Source organism: Pseudomonas orientalis, assembly GCF_002934065.1.
Lineage (GTDB): Bacteria > Pseudomonadota > Gammaproteobacteria > Pseudomonadales > Pseudomonadaceae > Aquipseudomonas > Aquipseudomonas orientalis_A.
Genome location: NZ_CP018049.1, coordinates 5,148,838 through 5,167,979, shown reverse-complemented (window position 1 = coordinate 5,167,979; position 19,142 = coordinate 5,148,838). Strand labels below are relative to the sequence as shown.

Here is a 19,142-nt window from a genome sequence, read left to right as displayed (position 1 = left end):
GACACAGGCCCGGCTGCTAGATTACTAGGTTGAGTGCTATCGCGTTCCGCTCGCCATACAAGAGAAATCAATGACTGTCAGTACCCCGCTTTCCGGCGTCAACCATCCCTTCAAAGGCATCCTGCTGATTGTGCTGGCGACGTTTCTGTTCTCCAGCCACGACGCCTTGTCCAAATACCTGGCCGGGTTCTACCCGATCGTGATGGTGGTGTGGGCGCGTTACATGGTGCACACCTTGTTGATGGCGGGGATTTTCCTGCCGCAATCGGGCCTGCGCGTGCTGCGCAGCAAACGCCCGGGCATGCAGGTGGTGCGGGCGTTGTGCCTGTTGGGCACCAGCCTGTTTTTCACCACGGCGCTGCATTACATCCCGTTGGCGGAAGCCACGGCGGTGAACTTCCTCGCACCGATCCTGGTGACGGCGCTCTCGGTGCCCTTGCTCGGCGAGCACGTCACACGTGGCCAATGGCTGGCGGTGATCTGCGGGTTTGTCGGCGTGGTGATCATCATCCATCCGGGCGGTGAGTTGTTCACACCGGCGGTGCTGTTGCCGCTGTGCTCGGCGCTGTTCTTCTGTTTCTACCAACTGCTCACGCGCATTCTCAGCCAATACGACAGCCCCACCACCAGCAATTTTTTCGCCGGCCTGTGCAACACTTTGGTGATGAGTGCGATGGTGCCGTTCTTCTGGCAGATACCCACCCTGTGGCATGGCGTGATGATGCTGGCGCTGGGCACCTGCGGGATGACTGCGCATTTGATGCTCACCCAGGCGTTTCGCTTCGCGGCGCCGGCCTTGCTGGCGCCGTTCGGCTATTGCCAGATTGTGTTTGCGGGTTTGTTGGGCTGGCTGGTGTTCAGCCATACCCCCGACATGACCACGGTGGTCGGTATCGGGGTGATCTGCATGAGCGGGTTGGCCGCTGCCTGGCAGCAGCGGCGACGTTGATTACAGGTCGACCTTCGGAATCTTGCGCGGCGCCATGAAGTACATCCAGGTCAGCGCAATGAAATACATTGCCGGGATCAGGGTGAACAACACGGTGTAGTTGTTGTTGGTCACGGTGAGGATATGGCCGACGATCTGGGTCATGAACATGCCGCCGATGGCCGCGCACATGCCGCCGAAACCGAACACCGTGCTCATCATGTGCTTGGGCGTGTAGTCCATTACCAGGCTCCAGATGTTGGCGGTCCAGGCCTGGTGCGCGCCGATGGCCAGGGAGATGGCGAACACCGCGACCCACAACTGGCTGGAGCCGGCCGCCATGATCACGCCGACGATGCAGCAGGCGAACAACAGCATCGACAGCAGCCGCGCCTTGATCGAGTTCATCCCGCGCCCGATCAGGAACGAGGACAGGATGCCGCCGCCCACACTGCCGAAGTCGGCGGTGAGGTAGATGATGATCAGCGGAATGCCCATCTGCGTCACATTGATGCCCAGGTTGTATTGCTGGTTCAGGAACGGCGGCAGCCAATACAGGTAGAACCAGAACACCGGCGCGGTCAGTGCGTAGGCGATGGCAAAGGCCCAGGTGCCGCGCATGCGCAGGATGCGGCTGAAGGGTACGCCAGGTTGTTCCGGCTCGGCGTGCTGTTGCACGTAGTCCAATTCGGATTGTTTGACGGTCGGGTGCTCTTCCGGGTTGTAATACTTCAGCCCCCAGAACACCAGCCAGATCAAGCCCAGCGAAGCCATGCACAGGAACGCGGCCTGCCAGCCCCACACGTGCAGGATCAACGGCAGCAGCATGGGCGTCATCATGGCGCCGACGTTGGTACCGGCGTTGAAAATGCCTGTAGCCACTGCGCGCTCACCGGCGGGGAACCAAAGGCGCGTGGTTTTCACACAGGCAGGGTAGTTGGCCGCTTCGGTGAGCCCGAGGATAAACCGGCAGACCATGAACCCGACGGCCGAGGTCGCCAGGCCGTGGGCACCGGTGGCCAGGCTCCACAGCAGCACGGCGCAGAAAAACACGCGCTTGACGCCCACCCGGTCGATCAACCGGCCCTGCAGCACAAAGCCGATGGCGTAGCCGACCTGGAACCAGAAGTTGATGTTGGCGTAGTCCATCGCCGTCCAGCTCATTTCCTTGGCCAGAATCGGTTGCATCACGCCCAGGGCGGCGCGGTCGATGTAGTTGAGGGTGGTGGCGAAGAACACCAGGGCCAGCATGCCCCAGCGGGTTTTACCCACGGCCAGGGCGCCGCGGATCTTGTCGCCGATGCCGGCGTGCGGGGTGCCGGGGCGCGTGGCCAGGGCGGGATTTTGCAGAGGCATGAGGTCGTACCCGTTTTTGAAATTTTTATGGTGAGATCTGGGTCTTAGTGCAAGGTCGATGGTGCGCAGTGGTTAAAAAGTCGTCAATTCGCCAAAGGGGCATAGTGTTCGATAATCGCACCAAAAACTAACCGGTTCGTACATTTTAATTGCCGCGTGTAGGCTGGGGGCGAATAATTTGCCATAAACAACAATTGCCGGGAGTGACCCATGCAACGTTCCATCGCTACCGTGTCGTTGAGCGGCACCCTGCCGGAAAAGCTCGAAGCCATTGCCGCCGCCGGGTTTGATGGCGTTGAGATTTTCGAGAACGACCTATTGTATTACGACGGCAGCCCGCGCGAAGTTAGACAGATGTGCGCCGACCTCGGTATTGCCATCACCCTGTTCCAGCCGTTCCGCGACTTTGAAGGCTGCCGCCGTGACCGCCTGGCCCGTAACCTGGAGCGCGCCGAGCGCAAGTTCGACCTGATGCAGGAGCTGGGCACCGACCTGGTGCTGGTGTGCAGCAACGCCTCGGCCGATTGCGTGGGCGATGAACGCATCCTGCTCGACGACCTCAGCCTGCTGGCCGAACACGCGGGCCGCCGTGGCTTGAGAATCGGCTACGAAGCGCTGGCCTGGGGCAAGCATGTGAACACCTGGCAACAGGTTTGGAACCTGGTGCGCCAGGTGAATCACCCAAGCCTGGGCGTGCTGCTCGACAGTTTCCACACCTTGTCCCTCAAGGGCGATCCGAGTGCCATCGCCGAGATCCCCGGCGACAAAATCTTCTTCGTACAAATGGCCGACGCGCCGATCCTGGCCATGGATGTGCTCGAGTGGAGCCGGCATTTCCGCTGCTTCCCCGGCCAGGGCGAATTCGACCTGGCAGGTTTTCTTGCGCCGATCATCCAGAGTGGCTACACCGGGCCGTTGTCCCTGGAGATTTTCAACGACGGCTTTCGCGCCGCACCGACGCGGGCCAACGCGGCGGACGGTTTGCGCTCGTTGCTGTACCTGGAAGAAAAAACCCGTCAGCGCCTGGCAGCACAACAACCTGCCGCGCCCGTGGATATCCTGTTTGAGACGCCGGCGGCCAGCGAATACGACGGCATCGAATTCCTTGAATTTGCCGTGGATGAAAGCCTTGGCGCCAAACTCACGCACTGGTTGGAGCGCCTGGGCTTCGCCAATGCCGGCCAGCATCGCTCCAAGAATGTGAGCCTGTTGCGCCAGGGCGATATCAACCTGATCCTCAATTGCGAGCCCTATTCCTTTGCCCACAACTTTTTCGAGGCCCATGGGCCGTCGTTGTGCGCGATGGCGATGCGGGTCAAAGACAGTGCCAAGGCATTGGAGCGAGCGGTGGCCTACAAGGGCCAGCCCTATCGCGGACTGGTGGGGCCCAACGAACTGGAGCTGGCCGCCGTGCGTGCGCCGGATGGCAGCCTGATCTACCTGGTGGACCAAAGCGAAGGCGGGCTCTACGACACCGATTTCAACCTGCAGCCTGCGACTGCCGCCAGCGGTGGCTTGCTGCGCATCGACCACATGGCCATGGCCCTGCCGGCCGACAGCCTCGACAGCTGGGTGCTGTTCTACAAGAGCCTGCTGGATTTTGAAGCCGACGACGAAGTGGTGCTGCCCGATCCCTACGGCCTGGTCAAAAGCCGCGCATTGCGCAGCCGCTGCAGTTCGATCCGCCTGCCGCTGAATATTTCCGAGAACCGCAATACGGCCATTTCCCACGCGCTATCGAGCTATCGCGGCTCGGGCGTGCACCACATTGCCTTCGATTGCGCGGATATTTTCGCCGAAGTGCGCCGGGCCAAGGAGGCCGGGGTGCCGTTGTTGGACATCCCGCTCAATTACTACGACGACCTGGCCGCACGCTTTGATTTCGACGATGAGTTTCTCAGCGAACTGGCGTACTACAACGTGCTGTACGACCGTGACGCCCAGGGCGGTGAGCTGTTTCACGTCTACACCGAAGCCTTCGAGGGCCGGTTTTTCTTTGAGATCATCCAGCGCAAGAACGGCTATGCCGGCTATGGCGCGGCCAACGTGGCCGTGCGTCTGGCGGCAATGGCCAAGTCGCGCAGCGGTGCGGTGCGCCAGGCACGTTTATAACGGCGGTTGGGGTGCTTCCTTCGGGGAGCGCCTCGGCCCATAATCGGGCCTGCATAAAAACGCCGTGAGCGCACCATGACCCTGACTCCCGACCTCTCTGCCGTGTCAGATGCACCGCGCAAGAGTCGCAAGAACAATCCGGAAAAGACCCGCGAGAATATTCTCCAGGAAGCCGTTGTCGAGTTTGTTCAGCAAGGCCTGTCCGGCGCCCGCGTGGACGCCATTGCCGAGCGCATCCACACCTCCAAGCGCATGATCTATTACTACTTCGGCAGCAAGGAGCAGCTCTACGTCGAGGTGCTGGAGAAGCTCTACGGCGACATCCGCAACACCGAAACCCGCATGAACCTCACGGCCCTGGAACCTCGCGAAGCGATTCGCCGGCTGGTGGAGTTCACCTTCGACCACCATGACCAGAACGTGGATTTCGTGCGCATCGTCAGCATCGAAAATATCCACAACGCCGAGTATGTGAAACGCACCAGTACGATCAAGGACATGAACAGCAAAATCCTCGAGAGCCTCGGTGAGACCTTGCGTCGCGGCGCTGAGATGGGACTGTTTCGTGAAGGGTTGGAGCCGCTGGACGTCCACCTGTTGATCAACTCATTCAGTTTTTACCGCGTATCCAACCGCCATACGTTCAGCGAGATTTTTCAGATCGAACTGTCGGATGAGGCGATCAAGCAGCGGCATCGCGCGATGATCTGCGAGTCGGTGTTGCGTTACCTTCAGGCTTGAGAACACGTGATTTCAGGGCTGAGTGCAATCAATGTGGGAGGGGGCTTGCCCCCGATTGCGGCCTGTCAGATGAGCATGTGCCACTGATACACCGCTATCGGGGGCAAGCCCCCTCCCACATTTTGCTCCGGTTTCTACTGCTGGCTATTCATGCTCTGGAAGTGCGCCAGCATTCGGTCTGCATCCGCCGTCAGGCCGCAGAACAGCTCAAACGCCTTCACTGCCTGAAACACCGCCATATTGCCGCCATCCAGGGTGCGGCAACCCAGGGTACGGGCGGCACGCAGCAATTGGGTTTCCAACGGGAAATACACGATTTCCGCCACCCACAGCCCGGCGTGTAGCCACTCGGCCGGCACGGGTGTGCCGGGCAGCTTGGCCATGCCCATCGGGGTGGTATTGACCAACCCCTGCGCCTCGGCCATGGCGTTGGCCAAGTGGCTGCCGACCTGGGCGCGCCCGTCGCCAAAACTCCGGGCGAGGTTATCCACAAGCTCGCGCGCACGGGCGGTGTCCACGTCGAAAATGCTCAGTTGCTCCACGCCCTCGGCCAGCAGCGCGTGCGCCACTGCCGCGCCCGCACCGCCGGCGCCCATCTGCACCACGCGTTGGCGTGGCACATCATTGAAGTTGCGTCGGAAACCTTCGGCGAAGCCCAGGCAATCGGTGTTATGGCCGATGCGCTTGCCGCCTTTGAACACCACCGTGTTAACCGCGCCGATGCCCCTGGCCTCGTCGGACAGTTCATCCAGCAACGGCAGGATCGCCTGCTTGCACGGGTAGGTAATGTTCAGGCCGGTGAAGTGCATCTGTTCAGCGGCACGCAGCAGATCGGACAGGGCGTGGCTGTCCAGGCCCAGCGCCTCCAGATCGATCAGGCGATACAGATAGCGCAAACCCTGGGCGTCACCTTCCTGTTCATGCAGGGCGGGCGTGCGGGAGGCCTGGATGCCGGTGCCGATCAGGCCGGCGAGAACACGGGGTTTCATCACGCGCATCCTTTCAACGAGTGGCTGAAATGCTCCAGGGCCAAGTGGTAGCCATGGCTGCCAAACCCGGCCAATACCGCCTTGGCGATGGGCGAGACAAAGGAGTGATGGCGAAACGCTTCACGGGCATGCACGTTGGATAAATGCACCTCGATCACCGGGACTTCGCTGGCCACCAGCGCGTCGCGAATCGCCACCGAGGTGTGGGTCCAGGCCGCCGGATTGATCACGATCCCGGCGCAACGGGCACGGGCGGCGTGAATCCAGTCGAGCAGTTCACCTTCATGGTTGGTTTGACGAAACTCGATGCTCAGCCCGAGTTTTTCAGCGCTGCGGCCACACAGGGCGGCGATGTCAGCCAGGGTTTCGTGACCGTAAGTGGCCGGCTCGCGGGTGCCGAGCAGGTTGAGATTGGGGCCGTTGAGCACCAGCACGATAGGCGGCATAGAGGGGTCTCCACAGTTTTTATTGGTTGTGGAGATAAAATGTACTGAATGGTTAATTTGGTCAATGAACGACGGAGGTTGTGTTCGATTATCGAACTTTAATCACCTGTACAGGGAGGATCTCGTGTGGGAGGCGGCAAGCGCGGCCCCCACACACTGGTAACAGCGTCGCATGGCAGGCTTAGCGACGAGTCAGCAACACACCCGATTCCATATGATGCGTCCACGGGAACTGGTCAAACATCGCGCATTGAGTAATGCGATGCGTGTCATGCAGTTGCGCAATGTTCGCCGCCAGCGTCTCCGGGTTGCAGGAGATATACAGGATGTTGTCGAAACGCCGGGTCAGTTCGCAGGTGTCCGGGTCCATGCCGGCGCGGGGCGGGTCGACGAATACGCTGCCGAATTCGTAGCTTTTCAGGTCGATGCCGTGCAGGCGGCGGAACGGTCGCACTTCATTCAGCGCCTCGGTAAGTTCTTCGGCGGAAAGGCGCACCAGGGTGACGTTATCCACGGCATTTTCATCGAGGTTGCTCAGGGCCGCATTGACCGACGTCTTGCTGATTTCGGTGGCCAGCACCTTGCGCACGCGGGTTGCCAGCGGCAGGGTGAAATTGCCGTTGCCGCAGTACAGCTCCAGCAAGTCGTCCGGGCGATCGCCCAGGGCGTCGTACGCCCAGTTGAGCATCTTGCGGTTCACCGTGCCGTTGGGCTGGGTGAAGGCGCCTTCGGGTTGGCGGTAGCTGAACGTGCGGCCGCCGACCTCGAGTTTTTCCACCACGTAGTCGCGGCCGATGACATCGCGCTTGCCCTTGGAGCGACCAATGATGCTCACGTCCAGCTCGGCCGCCAACTGGTTGGCGGCGGCGTGCCAGTGTTCGTCCAGCGGGCGGTGATAGCACAGGGTGATCATCGCGTCGCCGGCCAGGGTGGTCAGGAACTCCACCTGGAACAGCTTGTGGCTCAGGGCGGCGCTGGCTTGCCAGGCGGCCTTGAGCTGCGGCATCAATTGGTTGATGCGCTGGCTGGCAATGGGAAATTCTTCAATGAGGATCGGCGTGCGCTTGTCATCCTGGGCGAACATGGCGTAGTGGCGATCCCCGCCTTCGCGCCACAGGCGGAACTCGGCGCGCAGGCGAAAGTTCTGCAGCGGCGAGTCGAAGACCTGCGGTTCGGGCGCGTCGAAGGGGGCCAGCAGGTCACGCAAACGCGTGACCTTGTCTTGCAGTTGAACGGTGTAGTGTGCGGCGTCGAAAGTCATGCGTTGAACCAGCCCAGCTTGATCACGAACAGGATCGACAGAATCACCAGTGCCGGGTTCAGCTCACGGTAGCGGCCCGAAAGCAGCTTGATGGCGGTCCAGGCGATGAAACCGAAGGCGATGCCGTTGGCGATGGAGTAAGTGAAGGGCATCGCCAGGGCGGTGATCACCACCGGCGCTGCCACGGTAATGTCATCCCAGTCGATTTCGGCCAGGCCGGACGTCATCAACACCGCCACGAACAGCAGCGCCGGCGCGGTGGCGAAGGCCGGTACGCTGGCCGCCAGGGGCGAGAAGAACAGTGCCAGCAGGAACAGGATCGCGACCACGATGGCGGTCAAGCCGGTACGGCCACCGGCGCTCACGCCGGCGGCGGATTCGATGTAGCTGGTGGTGGTCGAGGTGCCCAGCAGCGAGCCGGCCATGGCCGCCGTACTGTCGGCGATCAGCGCACGGCCCATTTTCGGCATATGGCCGTCCTTGCCCATCAGGCCGGCGCGCTTGGCGACGCCGATCAGGGTGCCGGAGTTGTCGAACAGGTCGACGAACAGGAACGCAAAGATCACGCTGACCAGGCCGATATCCAGCGCGCCCTTGATGTCCAGTTGCAGGAAGGTGGGGGCCAGTGACGGTGGCATGGAGGTCACGCCGCCGAACGGGGTGACGCCCAGCAGGATCGAGACAATGGTCACCGCCAGGATGCCGATCAACACGGCACCGCGCACTGCCAGGGCTTCCAGCGCGACGATCAGCACGAAGCCCAGGGTCGCCAGGATCGGCGCCGGTTGTTTCAGATCGCCCAGGCCCACCAGCGTGGCCGGATTGGCGACCACGATACCGGCGTTGTGCAGGGCGATCAGCGCCAGGAACAGGCCGATACCGGCAGCAATCGCCGAGCGCAGGGGCAGGGGAATACTGTTGATGATCCACTCACGGATACGGAAGATCGACAGCAGGAAGAACAGCACCGCCGAAATGAATACCGCCCCCAGCGCAACCTGCCAGGTGTGGCCCATGTGCAGCACCACGGTATAGGTAAAGAAGGCGTTCAGGCCCATGCCCGGCGCCAGCGCAATCGGGTAGTTGGCGATCAGGCCCATCACGGTGGAACCGATGGCCGCCGCCAGGCAGGTCGCGACAAACACTGCGCCTTTGTCCATGCCGGTTTCGCCGAGGATGCTCGGGTTGACGAACAGGATGTAGGCCATGGCCAGGAATGTGGTGATACCCGCGAGAATCTCGGTGCGCACATTGGTGTTGTGGGCTTTGAGTTGAAACAGCTTTTCCAGCATGCCGGCTCCCTGTGACGCTATCTTGCGTCGTGATTTGTTGACCTCTAAGTCAAAGCACAAACTGCGCCAAGCGCCTGTGGCTTCAGAGAGGATCGGAAAAAGCGGCGCATCATACCAGCAGCCGAGGCTGTGTGGCGCATGGCCTTGAGGCATACTGCAGCGACGTTCAACAGTGGGTCATCGACAGCATGAAAAAAGCCAACGTGTGGAGTCTAGCGCTGATCGCCAGTATCAGCCTGTGGCTGGGTGCAGCACCGGCGTGGGGCGCGACTGCACCGGCCTTGAGCGAGGTGCGGGTGTTCAAGGTCGAGTCGCCCACTTGCACGGAAACCATCCCGGAGCGCGTCACCGTTACTCAAATGTGTACACATCGCGGGGCAACCAAGGTTTCGGTGATGGAAGTGGGCCTGGGTAACAACCCGGTCGGGCGCTTCAACGGTGCGGTGCTCAATGGCCAGCGCACGGCGGTGTGCCAGGTCGGCAACATCAGCCAGGCGTGCAATGGCGCGGGCACGCTGATGGGCTATATCTATGTGTTCGACCTGAATGTCGAGGGCCCGGGGGACTTCATCTACAGCAATTCGTCGATCAACCCGCCGCAAAATACGTTGACCGCAACACTCAATATCCACTGATCAATCATCTTGAACGCTCAAAACCCCGGGAAGTCGTACCTCTGAGACGGCGATTTTCCTGAACGCCGCGGATGTACACCAACCCGTGAGGTGTTTATGAGCGCGACCCCCAATGGCGCGGCGGCCCAGCCGTACGTTGCCCACCCGATACGCTTGACCGTCAATGGCCAGGATCGCCAATTGAGTGTGCTGCCCTGGACCACCTTGCTGGACCTGCTGCGCGAACAACTGGACCTGGTTGGCAGCAAAAAGGGCTGCGACCACGGCCAATGCGGTGCCTGCACCGTGTTGCGTGACGGCAAACGCGTAAACGCCTGCCTGACCCTGGCCGTGATGTGCGACGGCGCCGAGCTGACCACCATCGAAGGCCTGGCCGACGGCGACCAATTGCATCCGATGCAGCAAGCCTTTATCAAGCACGATGCCTTCCAGTGCGGCTACTGCACCCCCGGCCAGATCTGCTCGGCGGTCGGCCTGGCCAACGAAGGCCGCGCCCACGACACTGCGCAGATCCAGGAGTTGATGAGCGGCAACCTGTGCCGCTGCGGTGCCTACAGCAATATCCGCGACGCCATCGAAGACGCGCTGCCGGCGTGCGGCAACCGCGGAGGTGAGCAATGAATCCCTTCCAGTACAGCAAACCGGCCGATGTGCACGAGGCGGTGCACCTGAGCAGCGCGGCGTCACGCTTCATTGCCGGCGGAACCAACCTGCTGGACCTGATGAAAGAGAACATCAGCCGCCCCGAACACTTGATTGATATCACCGGATTGCCGCTGCGCGCCATCGAAGAAACCGCCGAGGGCGGCCTACTCATTGGCGCGCTGGTGAGCAATGCCGACCTGGCCTGGCACCCGCTGATCGAGCAGCGTTATCCATTGCTGTCCCAGGCCATCCTTGCCGGGGCCTCACCGCAACTGCGCAACATGGCCAGTACCGGTGGCAACCTGCTGCAACGCACCCGTTGCTACTATTTCTATGACGCCACGGTGCCGTGCAACAAGCGTGAGCCCGGCAGCGGCTGCCCGGCGCGCACCGGCTTGAATCGCATCCACGCCATCCTTGGCGCCAGCGCGCAATGCGTCGCCACGCACCCCTCGGACATGTGCGTGGCCCTGGCAGCGCTGGAGGCGCGGGTGCATGTGCAAGGGCGCGGCGGGGCGCGGGTTATCGAGTTTGCCGACTTCCACCGCCTGCCGGGTGATGCGCCGCAACGGGACAACCAATTGGCCGATGACGAACTGATCACCGCCGTGGAATTGCCCGCCGATAACCTGGCTCGCCACAGTCATTACCTGAAGATCCGCGACCGCGCGTCCTACGCGTTTGCGCTGGTGTCGGTTGCCGCTGCCCTGGAGCTGGACGGCGACGAGATCATCGACGCCCGCCTGGCCCTTGGCGGTGTGGCCCACAAACCCTGGCGTGACCGTGCGGTGGAAGCGTCGCTGATCGGCCGCACCGTCAGCCGCGAAACCTTCAGTAACGCCGCCGATGCCCTGCTGCAAGATGCCGAGCCGCTGCAACACAACGGCTTCAAGATCAAGCTGGCGCGCCGCGCAATCATTCGAGCACTGAGCGACGCTGCGGTCGCGGGAGAACAGCCATGAGTGCCATCGGCAAACCCCTGGACCGTGTCGACGGTCTGCTCAAAGTCACCGGCCAGGCGCGCTACGCCGGTGAATTTCCCGAGGACGGCCTGCTGCATGGCAGTGTGGTATCGAGCACCATCGCCAAAGGCCGGGTCATCCGGATCGATGCCTCCAGGGCCCTCGCGCTGCCGGGCGTGGTGCAAGTGATTGATCACCTCAATCGCCCCAGGATCGCCAGCTACGACGATGCCTTCGCCGATGCGGATGCCGCCGACGGCTCACCGTTTCGCCCGCTGTACAACGACCGCGTGCTCTACAGCGGGCAGCCGCTGGCGCTGGTGATCGCCGATAACCTGGAGCTGGCCAGGCATGCCGGCTCGCTGGTGGAGATTGAGTACGCGCCCGAAGACTTCGAAACGGACCTGATCACCCAGCAGGAATCGGCCCACCCTTCGCCGCAGACCCCGCCCGGCCCGCGTGGCAATTTCCAGGCCGAATGGGCCGGCGCCGCCATCAGCCTCGATCTGCACTACAGCACGCCCATCGAACACCATAACCCGATGGAACCCCACGCCAGCACCGTGCTGTACCAGCCGGACGGCACGCTGCATATCCACGACAAGACCCAGGGGCCGCAGAACTGCCAGGCCTACGTGCAGAAAGTGTTTGGCCTGGATAAAAGCCAGGTGCGCATCTTTGCCGCGTTTGTCGGCGGTGCCTTTGGTTCAGGCCTGCGCCCGCAGTACCAATTGCCGCTGGCGGTCATGGCATCGCTGGCATTGAAGCGCTCGGTACGCGTCACCCTGACCCGGCAACAGATGTTCACCTTCGGCTACCGCCCGCGCACCTTGCAGCGCTTGCAGATGGGCGCCGCGGCCAACGGGCGCCTGCTGGCGCTGGGGCATACCGCGATCGGCCAGACCTCGCGCTTCGAGGATTTCAGCGAACACGTGGTGGAATGGAGCGGCATGCTCTACCACTGCGATAACGTGCAGTTGACCTACAAGTTGGTACCGCTGGACGTATTCACCCCACTGGACATGCGTGCTCCAGGCGCGGCCCTGGGTGTGATCGGCCTGGAATGCGCCATGGACGAACTGGCCTGTGCCCTGGCCATCGATCCGGTGCAACTGCGCCTGATCAACTACGCCGAGCGTAACCAGAACGAGGACAAACCCTGGTCGAGCAAAGCCCTGCGCGAGTGTTACAGCGAAGGCGCCGAGCGTTTCGGCTGGAGCCAGCGCAACCCCGAACCGCGCAGCATGCGTGACGGCCGCCAGTTGATCGGCTGGGGCATGGCCGGCGGGGTGTGGGAAGCCATGCAGATGAAAGCCAGCGCCAAGGCGCGCATCGACAGCGACGGCAAACTCACCGTCAGCAGCGCCACCACCGATATCGGTACCGGCACCTACACCGTGATGACCCAGATCGCGGCCCAGGCCAGCGGCGTGGCGATGGACAATATCAGCTTCCTGCTGGGCGATTCGTCCTTGCCCACGGCGCCCTTGCAGGGCGGCTCGTTTACCGTGTCGTCCGTCGGGACTGCCGTGCAGCAGGCCTGTGAAGCGCTCAATGCGAAACTGCTGGAAACCGCGCGGCAGGTCTACCCGGTGTTCAAGGACGCCGAGTCCGTGCGTTTCGAAGAGGGCCAGTTGCATACTGGCGATGTGAGTGTGTCGTTGGCCCAGTTGGTCAAGGACAGCGGTGAAAACGCGCTGGAGGCGCAGGTAGACAGCGAGCCCGACAAGAAACGCGAGGGCTATGCCAGCGCCACCCATTCGGCGGTGTTCGTCGAAGTGCGCGTGGACGAGGACCTCGGCACCATCAAGGTCAGCCGCGTGGTCAGCGCCGTTGCGGCTGGGCGTGTGGTCAACCCGAAAATGGCACGCAGCCAGATCCTCGGCGGGGTGGTGTGGGGCATTGGCATGGCACTGCATGAAGAGACCCAGGTCGATCATCAACTGGGGCGCTACATGAACCACAGCCTGGCCGAATACCACATCCCGGTGAATGCCGATATTGGCGAGATTGATGTGCTGTTTGTCGAAGAGCACGACGAGGTCGTCAATGCCCTGGGGTCCAAGGGCGTGGGGGAGATCGGCATTGTCGGGGTTGCGGCGGCGGTGGCCAATGCCATCTATCACGCCACCGGCAAACGGGTCCGGGAGTTTCCGATTACCCTGGACAAGGTGCTCTGAGGCGGTCTGGCAAACACTGAAGACCTGAGTGTGGGAGGGGGCTTGCCCCCGATGACGGCTTATCAGTCGACTCTGATGTGACTGATCTACCGCTATCGGGGGCAAGCCCCCTCCCACATTTACCCTGTTCAGGCTCGGGTTATGGGGTGGGTTTCAGCCCGGGCTCTTCCACCGGCGCATGCATACGATCGCGATTGGCCAGGGTCGGGAACAGCTTGATCCACACCCCGGTCACCACCAGCGTACCAATCCCGCCCATGACCACTGCGGGCACCGTGCCGAACCAGTGCGCGGTGATCCCCGACTCGAACTCACCCAGTTGATTGGACGCGCCGATAAACAGGCCGTTGACCGCACTCACCCGGCCGCGCATCTCATCCGGCGTTTCCAACTGCACGAACGAAGCCCGGATCACCATGCTGATCATGTCCGCCGCGCCGAGCACCACCAGCACCGCCAGGGAGAACCAGAACGAGGTCGATAGCCCGAACGCGATGGTCGCTACGCCGAACACACCGACCGCCGTGAACATCACGCGACCGACTTTGCGGTCCACTGAAAAACGCGCCAGCCACAGTGACATCAGCAACGCCCCCACCGCCGGTGCCGAGCGCAGCAGGCCCAGGCCCCAGGGGCCGGTCAACAGGATGTCCTTGGCGAACACCGGCAATAGGGCGGTGGCGCCGCCCAGCAGTACGGCGAACAGGTCCAGGGAGATGGCGCCGAGGATGTCCGGCCGGCTGCGGATAAAGCGAATCCCGGCCAGCAACGAGTCAAGGGTGGCCTTGCCTTTGTTCAGCGGCGTCTGGCGGGCGGGGAGGTTCAGGGTCAGCCCGCAGGCGATCAGGTACAGCACCACGGTCGGGCCGTACACCCACACGCTGCCGAACGCGTAGAGCAAGCCGCCGAGGGCCGGGGCGACGATGGTCGCCAATTGCTGGGCCGATTGCGACGACGCCACGGCCCGGGGGAACAGTGCGCTGGGTACGATACTGGGCAGCATTGCCTGGGTGGTGGGCATTTCGAATGAACGTGCGGCGCCCAGCAGGAAAGCCAGAATGAAGATCATCTCGCGGGTCACGTTGCCCGTCAGCCCGCCGATGGCCAGGGACAGGGCAATCAGCGCCTGGACGGTCTGGCAGATGGCGGCGACCTTGCGTCGCTCATAGCGATCAGCCACGTGCCCGGTGTGCAGCATGAACAGCACACGCGGCACGAACTCCACCAGGCCGACCAATCCCAGGTCCAGCACATTGCCGGTCAGTTGGTAGAGGTTCCAGCCGATGGCCACGGTCAGCATCTGGAAGCCGCTGGCGGTAAAGATCCGCGCCAGCCAGAACGCGATGAAAGGGCGGTGGTGACGTAACAGCAACGCAGGTTCGCTAGGCATTGGGCGTACAGGTCGGGGGCCGAAGGGGACATCGAGATTAGCATTATGTTGTAACAAAGAGTTGCAATAACTCGGGTGAGGCAAGCTGTCACGCGGCAAAAGACCACACAACCGGACAGCGCAAATGGGACTACTCTTTCAACGATGCTTGATCCAGATCAAAACCTGCCAGGGGATTGTTCTGGCGGTCGAAAGGCCAGACTCCCTGCGTGACGGGTAAAAAAAGAAACGAATTGAAATTCACCACACTCCATATCCGTGGGGGCAGTGGGTGCAGGCTCCCAGCCCGCAGCCGGTATTACCTGACAGAGGAAGACTTATGTTCGGTTTGGAGGCGCTAGATCTCGCCCGAATTCAATTTGCGTTCACCATCTCGTTTCACATCCTGTTCCCGGCGATCACCATCGGCCTGGCCAGTTACCTTGCGGTGCTGGAGGGCTTGTGGCTCAAGACCCGCAATGACACCTACCGTGACCTCTACCATTTCTGGTCGAAGATCTTTGCCGTCAACTTCGGCATGGGCGTGGTTTCGGGCCTGGTCATGGCTTACCAGTTCGGCACCAACTGGAGCCGTTTTTCAGACTTCGCCGGCGCCGTCACCGGGCCGCTGCTGACGTACGAAGTGCTCACCGCCTTCTTCCTCGAAGCCGGTTTCCTGGGGGTGATGCTGTTTGGCTGGAACAAGGTAGGGCGCAACCTGCACTTCTTCTCCACCGTGATGGTGGCGATCGGTACGCTGATCTCGACGTTCTGGATTCTCTCCTCCAACAGCTGGATGCAGACGCCCCAAGGCTTTGAAATCGTCGATGGCCGCGTGATCCCGACCGATTGGTTCGCCGTGGTCTTCAACCCTTCATTCCCTTACCGCCTGGCGCATATGGCCACTGCCGCTTTCGTGGCCACGGCGTTCTTCGTCGGTTCGTCGGCGGCCTGGCACCTGCTGCGCGGCAAGGACAACCCGGCGATCCGCAAGATGCTCTCGATGGCAATGTGGATGGCCTTGATCGTCGCGCCGATCCAGGCGGTGATCGGCGACTTCCATGGCCTGAACACCTTGAAGCATCAACCGGCCAAAATCGCCGCGATTGAAGGTCACTGGGAAAACATCGGCAATGAGCCCACGCCGCTGATCCTGTTCGGCTGGCCGGACATGAAGGCGGAAAAAACCAAGTACGCGGTGGAAATCCCTTACCTGGGCAGCCTGATCCTGACCCACTCGCTGGATAAACAGGTGCCGGCGCTCAAGGACTTCCCGCCTGAAGACCGGCCTAATTCGACCGTGGTGTTCTGGTCGTTCCGGGTCATGGTCGGCCTGGGTTTCCTGATGATCTTCACGGGCTTGTTCAGCCTGTGGCTGCGCCGCGGCGACAAGATGTACACGTCCAAGCCGTTCCTGTACCTGGCGTTGTGGATGGGCCCTTCAGGGTTGATCGCGATTCTCGCCGGCTGGTTCACCACCGAAATCGGCCGCCAGCCGTGGGTGGTCTACGGGCTGATGCGCACGGCGGATGCCTCTTCCGGGCATAGCCTGGCGCAGATGACTATCACCCTGGTGCTGTTCGTGGTGGTGTACTTCGCGCTGTTCGGCGCGGGCCTGGGTTACATGATGCGTCTGGTGCGCAAAGGGCCTGTGGTTTACCAGGTCACCGAGCCGACCCAGGGTGGACCTGGCCAGAAACGTACCCCGGCGCGTCCGTTGTCCGCTGCCGATGATGGCACCGATAACGACCACGACGACATCCAGCACAAGGGGCATTGAGATGGGCATTGATCTTCCGCTGATCTGGGCCGTGATCATTATCTTCGGCATCATGATGTACGTGGTGATGGACGGCTTCGACCTGGGCATCGGCATCCTGTTTCCGTTTGTGAAGGGCAAGACCGACCGCGACGTCATGATGAACACCGTGGCGCCCGTGTGGGACGGTAACGAAACCTGGCTGGTATTGGGCGGCGCGGGCTTGTTCGGTGCATTCCCGCTGGCCTACTCGGTGGTGTTGTCGGCGTTGTACCTGCCGCTGATCCTGATGTTGATCGGGCTGATCTTTCGTGGCGTGGCCTTCGAGTTCCGCTTCAAGGCCAAGGACCACAAGCGCCACCTGTGGGACAAGGCGTTTATCGGCGGCTCGCTGACGGCCACGTTCTTCCAGGGCGTGGCGCTGGGGGCGTTTATCGATGGCATTCCGGTGGTGAATCGCCAGTTCGCCGGCGGCTCGCTGGACTGGCTGACCCCGTTCACCATGTTCTGCGGCGTGGCCTTGATCGTGGCGTATGCCTTGCTCGGCTGCACCTGGCTGATCATGAAGACCGAAGGCAAGTTGCAGGAACAGATGCACAACCTGGCGCGCCCGCTGGCCTTCGTGGTGTTGGCGGTGATCGGTATCGTCAGCCTCTGGACGCCGCTGACCCACGCCGAAATCGCCTCGCGCTGGTTCACCCTGCCGAACCTGTTCTGGTTCCTGCCCGTGCCGCTGCTGGTGCTGGTGACGATGTACGGGTTGTTCCGCGCCGTGGCACGCCGGGCGCACTACACGCCCTTCCTGCTGACGCTGGTATTGATCTTCCTGGGTTACAGCGGCCTGGGGATCAGCCTGTGGCCGAACATCATTCCACCGTCAGTCTCGATCTGGGACGCCGCCGCGCCGCCGCAAAGCCAGGGCTTCATGCTGGTGGGCACCTTGTTCATTATTCCGTTCATCCTGGGCTACACCTTCTGGAGCTACTACGTGTTCCGCGGCAAGGTCACCCATGAAGACGGTTATCACTAGGAGGATCGCAGCATGGCGGGCAAACCTTCGTTGCACGATATCGAACAGGCCGAGAAACAGCCGCTGTGGCGGCGCCTTGGATGGCTGGCGATGATCTGGACCGGCAGTGTGCTGGCCTTGTTCATCGTCGCCAGCCTGATGCGCATGTTCATGAACGCGGCCGGGCTGACGACCCACTGACATCCCGATCCGGGCTTTGCGGCCCGGTTTTCAGCCCTGCTCTTCTTATGGAAGGGCAGGGTTTTTTTATTTGCGCGCCTTGAGAATGACGAACTTGGGCGTGGCTGCCACTTGTTCGACGCCGCGAAACAGGCGCGCCAATTTGCTGTGATAACCCAGGTGACGGTTACCGACGATATACAACGCTCCACCCACCACCAGCGCCTCCCGCGCCTGCTGGAACATGCGCCAGGCGAGGAAGTCGCCCACCACCTGCTGCTGGTGGAAAGGCGGGTTGCACAGCACCACGTCCAACGACTGCGGGTCCTGGCCGGCCAGGCCGTCGTCAGCGCGCACGATGACATCACGTCCGCCCAGCGCGGCCTGCCAGTTTTCGGCAGCTGACTGCACCGCCATGAAGGACTCGTCCACCAGGGTGTAGTGCGCGTCGGGATTTTGCAGCGCGCTGGCAATTGCCAATACGCCGTTGCCGCAGCCAAGGTCGGCCACGCGGGCGCCGCCCAGGTTGTTCGGCAGGTGCGGCAGGAACGCGCGCGTGCCGATGTCCAGGCCTTCGCGGCAGAACACGTTGGCATGGTTGAGCAGTTCGATGGCCGGGGTATCCAGCGAGTAGCGGGTAGGGTAGGGCGATACGGGCGCGGGGCGCTGTGCGACGGTGGCGATCAGCAGCCGGGCCTTCTTTGCCGCGAGCGTGGCATGCATCGGCCCGATATAACGCTCCAGCAGTTCACCGGCGGCGCGCGGCAAGTGTTTGACCATGGCCCCGGCGATCACTTCGGCGCCCGGTGCCAGTTGTCCCTGCAACCGGATCAACTGCTCTTCCAGCAGCGCCAGGGTCTTCGGCACACGCAGCAACACCCGATCGAACGGCCCGACCGGCACTTGGCTGGCCGGTACGAACGTTACCGCATCAAAGGCTTTACCGTTGCGCACCAGGTTTTTTCCCAGGCCTTGGGCGGCGAGGAACGAGTCCCCGCTGGAGGTCACCTGCACCTGGCCTGCAAGGCTGGCCGCGAGGGCGCCGAAGCTGTCATTGAGTACCAGCACACGGGTTTCCGCAGGGGGTTGCTGGCCGGCGAGGTGGTTGAGCAGGTATTCGTCGGCGGCATCGAAGGCTTGCAGCGGATCATTGTGTTGCTCGGGCTGACGGATCAAATCGAGCTGGGCGAAGGGGCTGTCAAGCAGGGGCATGGCGGGGGAGGCTCTGGGTAATCGACGGAACCGTCTGAGTGAACGGCGAGGCAGCCTGTGAAAGGG

General features: G+C 62.1%; 17 protein-coding genes. 10 read left to right on the top strand and 7 right to left on the bottom strand.

Translation table 11 applies throughout. The features are described from left to right. Positions 1-70 precede the first annotated feature (70 nt). Positions 71-949: a DMT family transporter gene (locus BOP93_RS23290; RefSeq protein WP_065886891.1), complete on the top strand. Its 879-nt coding sequence runs from the start codon at positions 71-73 to the stop codon at positions 947-949. On the opposite strand, the gene BOP93_RS23285 is transcribed toward BOP93_RS23290, so the two are convergent. Continuing rightward, positions 950-2,284: an MFS transporter gene (locus BOP93_RS23285; protein WP_065886892.1), complete on the bottom strand. Its 1,335-nt coding sequence runs from the start codon at positions 2,282-2,284 to the stop codon at positions 950-952. Between the two features lie 210 nt (positions 2,285-2,494). On the opposite strand from BOP93_RS23285, the gene quiC reads away from it, so the two are divergent. Together quiC and BOP93_RS23275 are read left to right on the top strand one after the other, a co-directional pair. Further along, positions 2,495-4,396, top strand: coding sequence for a 3-dehydroshikimate dehydratase QuiC (gene quiC / locus BOP93_RS23280; protein ID WP_104504793.1), 1,902 nt, complete (start codon positions 2,495-2,497; stop codon positions 4,394-4,396). 75 nt (positions 4,397-4,471) lie between these two features. Beyond that, on the top strand, positions 4,472-5,137 hold the full coding sequence (locus BOP93_RS23275) for a TetR/AcrR family transcriptional regulator (RefSeq protein WP_065933063.1): 666 nt from the start codon (positions 4,472-4,474) through the stop codon (positions 5,135-5,137). Between the two features lie 134 nt (positions 5,138-5,271). Here BOP93_RS23275 and BOP93_RS23270 read toward each other — a convergent pair whose 3' ends face one another. The 4 genes from BOP93_RS23270 to BOP93_RS23255 form a co-directional block, all read right to left on the bottom strand. Further along, positions 5,272-6,129: a shikimate dehydrogenase gene (locus tag BOP93_RS23270; protein ID WP_162303222.1), complete on the bottom strand. Its 858-nt coding sequence runs from the start codon at positions 6,127-6,129 to the stop codon at positions 5,272-5,274. Beyond that, positions 6,126-6,572: a type II 3-dehydroquinate dehydratase gene (gene aroQ / locus BOP93_RS23265; RefSeq protein ID WP_065895204.1), complete on the bottom strand. Its 447-nt coding sequence runs from the start codon at positions 6,570-6,572 to the stop codon at positions 6,126-6,128. The genes BOP93_RS23270 and aroQ overlap by 4 nt, the downstream gene beginning before the upstream one ends. A 181-nt stretch (positions 6,573-6,753) precedes the next feature. Further along, positions 6,754-7,833: a tRNA (uridine(54)-C5)-methyltransferase TrmA gene (trmA, locus tag BOP93_RS23260; protein ID WP_104504791.1), complete on the bottom strand. Its 1,080-nt coding sequence runs from the start codon at positions 7,831-7,833 to the stop codon at positions 6,754-6,756. Continuing rightward, the gene (locus BOP93_RS23255; protein ID WP_034117796.1) at positions 7,830-9,125 is read right to left on the bottom strand and encodes an NCS2 family permease; all 1,296 of its coding nucleotides are present in this window, start codon (positions 9,123-9,125) and stop codon (positions 7,830-7,832) included. Before BOP93_RS23255 ends, trmA begins: the two co-directional genes overlap by 4 nt. Before the next feature lie 188 nt (positions 9,126-9,313). On the opposite strand from BOP93_RS23255, the gene BOP93_RS23250 reads away from it, so the two are divergent. From BOP93_RS23250 to BOP93_RS23235, 4 genes are all read left to right on the top strand, one after another. After that, positions 9,314-9,760 carry a DUF4879 domain-containing protein gene (locus tag BOP93_RS23250; RefSeq protein WP_104505347.1) on the top strand — a complete coding sequence of 149 codons (447 nt, stop codon included), beginning with the start codon at positions 9,314-9,316 and terminating at the stop codon, positions 9,758-9,760. 96 nt (positions 9,761-9,856) lie between these two features. Beyond that, entirely contained in the window at positions 9,857-10,381 is a 525-nt protein-coding gene (locus tag BOP93_RS23245) for a (2Fe-2S)-binding protein (protein ID WP_104504790.1), read from the top strand. Continuing rightward, entirely contained in the window at positions 10,378-11,367 is a 990-nt protein-coding gene (locus BOP93_RS23240; RefSeq protein WP_065895207.1) for an FAD binding domain-containing protein, read from the top strand. The genes BOP93_RS23245 and BOP93_RS23240 overlap by 4 nt, the downstream gene beginning before the upstream one ends. Further along, positions 11,364-13,547 carry a xanthine dehydrogenase family protein molybdopterin-binding subunit gene (locus BOP93_RS23235; RefSeq protein ID WP_104504789.1) on the top strand — a complete coding sequence of 728 codons (2,184 nt, stop codon included), beginning with the start codon at positions 11,364-11,366 and terminating at the stop codon, positions 13,545-13,547. The genes BOP93_RS23240 and BOP93_RS23235 overlap by 4 nt, the downstream gene beginning before the upstream one ends. A gap of 139 nt (positions 13,548-13,686) precedes the next feature. Here the strand turns inward: BOP93_RS23235 and BOP93_RS23230 are convergent, their stop codons facing one another. After that, positions 13,687-14,937 (bottom strand): MFS transporter, encoded by a 1,251-nt coding sequence (locus BOP93_RS23230; protein WP_104504788.1) that lies wholly within the window; start codon positions 14,935-14,937, stop codon positions 13,687-13,689. A gap of 319 nt (positions 14,938-15,256) precedes the next feature. Here BOP93_RS23230 and BOP93_RS23225 point away from each other — a divergent pair, with 319 nt between their 5' ends. Genes BOP93_RS23225 through BOP93_RS23215 form a run of 3 tightly spaced genes read left to right on the top strand, consistent with a single transcriptional unit; the run spans position 15,257 to position 17,885 of the window. Then, complete coding sequence (locus tag BOP93_RS23225; protein WP_065897633.1) at positions 15,257-16,696, top strand: cytochrome ubiquinol oxidase subunit I; 1,440 nt, start codon at positions 15,257-15,259, stop codon at positions 16,694-16,696. Between the two features lies 1 nt (position 16,697). Next, entirely contained in the window at positions 16,698-17,705 is a 1,008-nt protein-coding gene (gene cydB / locus BOP93_RS23220; protein ID WP_065886905.1) for a cytochrome d ubiquinol oxidase subunit II, read from the top strand. A gap of 12 nt (positions 17,706-17,717) precedes the next feature. Next, the gene (locus BOP93_RS23215) at positions 17,718-17,885 is read left to right on the top strand and encodes a DUF2474 domain-containing protein (RefSeq protein WP_065886906.1); all 168 of its coding nucleotides are present in this window, start codon (positions 17,718-17,720) and stop codon (positions 17,883-17,885) included. 66 nt (positions 17,886-17,951) lie between these two features. Here the strand turns inward: BOP93_RS23215 and BOP93_RS23210 are convergent, their stop codons facing one another. Then, positions 17,952-19,076, bottom strand: a complete 1,125-nt coding sequence (locus BOP93_RS23210; protein WP_104504787.1) for a methyltransferase — start codon at positions 19,074-19,076, stop codon at positions 17,952-17,954. Between the last annotated feature and the right edge of the window lie 66 nt (positions 19,077-19,142).

Excerpts from the sequence above, each read along its gene's own strand:
- aroQ (WP_065895204.1), bottom strand. The coding sequence starts at position 6,572 with ATGCCGCCTATCGTGCTGGTGCTCAACGGCCCCAATCTCAACCTGCTC.
- BOP93_RS23215 (WP_065886906.1), top strand. The coding sequence starts at position 17,718 with ATGGCGGGCAAACCTTCGTTGCACGATATCGAACAGGCCGAGAAACAG.
- cydB (WP_065886905.1), top strand. The coding sequence starts at position 16,698 with ATGGGCATTGATCTTCCGCTGATCTGGGCCGTGATCATTATCTTCGGC.
- BOP93_RS23290 (WP_065886891.1), top strand. The coding sequence starts at position 71 with ATGACTGTCAGTACCCCGCTTTCCGGCGTCAACCATCCCTTCAAAGGC.
- BOP93_RS23235 (WP_104504789.1), top strand. The coding sequence starts at position 11,364 with ATGAGTGCCATCGGCAAACCCCTGGACCGTGTCGACGGTCTGCTCAAA.
- BOP93_RS23240 (WP_065895207.1), top strand. The coding sequence starts at position 10,378 with ATGAATCCCTTCCAGTACAGCAAACCGGCCGATGTGCACGAGGCGGTG.
- BOP93_RS23255 (WP_034117796.1), bottom strand. The coding sequence starts at position 9,125 with ATGCTGGAAAAGCTGTTTCAACTCAAAGCCCACAACACCAATGTGCGC.
- BOP93_RS23275 (WP_065933063.1), top strand. The coding sequence starts at position 4,472 with ATGACCCTGACTCCCGACCTCTCTGCCGTGTCAGATGCACCGCGCAAG.
- BOP93_RS23250 (WP_104505347.1), top strand. The coding sequence starts at position 9,314 with ATGAAAAAAGCCAACGTGTGGAGTCTAGCGCTGATCGCCAGTATCAGC.
- BOP93_RS23210 (WP_104504787.1), bottom strand. The coding sequence starts at position 19,076 with ATGCCCCTGCTTGACAGCCCCTTCGCCCAGCTCGATTTGATCCGTCAG.
- BOP93_RS23230 (WP_104504788.1), bottom strand. The coding sequence starts at position 14,937 with ATGCCTAGCGAACCTGCGTTGCTGTTACGTCACCACCGCCCTTTCATC.
- trmA (WP_104504791.1), bottom strand. The coding sequence starts at position 7,833 with ATGACTTTCGACGCCGCACACTACACCGTTCAACTGCAAGACAAGGTC.
- BOP93_RS23245 (WP_104504790.1), top strand. The coding sequence starts at position 9,857 with ATGAGCGCGACCCCCAATGGCGCGGCGGCCCAGCCGTACGTTGCCCAC.
- BOP93_RS23225 (WP_065897633.1), top strand. The coding sequence starts at position 15,257 with ATGTTCGGTTTGGAGGCGCTAGATCTCGCCCGAATTCAATTTGCGTTC.
- quiC (WP_104504793.1), top strand. The coding sequence starts at position 2,495 with ATGCAACGTTCCATCGCTACCGTGTCGTTGAGCGGCACCCTGCCGGAA.
- BOP93_RS23285 (WP_065886892.1), bottom strand. The coding sequence starts at position 2,284 with ATGCCTCTGCAAAATCCCGCCCTGGCCACGCGCCCCGGCACCCCGCAC.